The organism is Vibrio sp. 2132-1 (assembly GCF_033344315.1).
This window is the reverse complement of record NZ_JAWPON010000084.1, coordinates 1-1,156: the sequence shown is the minus strand read 5'-3', so window position 1 is coordinate 1,156 and position 1,156 is coordinate 1. Positions and strand designations below refer to the sequence as shown.

Annotated in this window: 1 protein-coding gene; it reads right to left on the bottom strand. The window is 43.5% G+C overall.

Annotation, left to right across the window (positions count from 1 at the left end; all coding sequences use genetic code 11):
• Positions 1-1,156 (bottom strand): ABC transporter substrate-binding protein (locus R8N47_RS23590; RefSeq protein WP_318185901.1); only part of this gene is annotated, 1,156 nt, incomplete at both ends.

Below are 1,156 nucleotides of genomic sequence, written 5' to 3'. Positions count from 1 at the left end.
GGAACCAATCTTATCGAAGCCCGCAGCTTCAAACGCTGCCGCCGCTTTTTCTGGTTCAAACTTTGGCGCTGTCACATCTGGTAACGTGTACTTACCATGCCCAAAGCCCGTTGGGTTGGGTTTACGACTGTAGTCTCCACGCATAACATTCTCGATCATGCCGTCGAAATCTGTCGCGTAAGTAATCCCTTTGCGAATGTTTAAGTCATCAAGTAGAGGCATGGCCGTGTTTATCCAAACGCCACCAGCACCAACTGGATATTGGTTGTAACCCCAGAACTTCTCAATGTAACCCTTTTGATAAGGGGCAGTATTGGATTTGTCATGCCATAAACTTGGCAAAACCAATCCAAATGCGTCCAACTTACCTTTTTCGAAGTGCTTCATCGCAATGTCAGGATCGCGAATAACTGTGATACGCACTTTCTCTACGTTATAACGGTTCTTGTAGTAACGATTGTTGTAGCCCCACCAATCTTCACCAACATGCTTAAAGGTAACACTTTTCCCTTTTTTAACCTTATCTAGGTAGTATGGTGCTGCCGTTGGTTCAGCTTTGAAGTTGAATTTACGTACAAAGTTATCCGGCATGCCATCGTTGTTTTCATCCTTCTCACCTTTGAAAAAGTGTTTTGGACGAGGTTGGAAGCCATTGCTTGGCATATTAATCATGACCATCAGAGAATCATGACTCTGTGCAACCGCTAAATTAACACGGATGGTGTAACCATCAATTTTTTCCACGCTAACAATGCTGTTGGTAAAAAAGTCATTGTACCAAGGGTCAATAATGTCTTTTGAGGTGTAGTATTGCATCATGAAGACATAATCATCGGCCGTGATCTTCTCACCATCAGACCATTTCGCAGTGTCATCAAGCTTAAAATAAACCGTTTTATTATCTTCACCAAATGCCCATGACTTAGCCAATTGAGGAATCCACTTACCCGTATTTGGGTGACGTTGAGCCATTTTGGGCGTGCCATCCATCAAATATTGACGCAATCCAGAGTTAGCATCCGGGCCAACACTACGTAATGTCTGTGGGAAACTTTCGATGTAAGTGCGGTAAGTTCCACCATAAACGGCTTCTTCCGAAGCAAATAACGGCTCATTATTATTTGAAACCCACTCGATATCAGCAGGCAACTCAGCT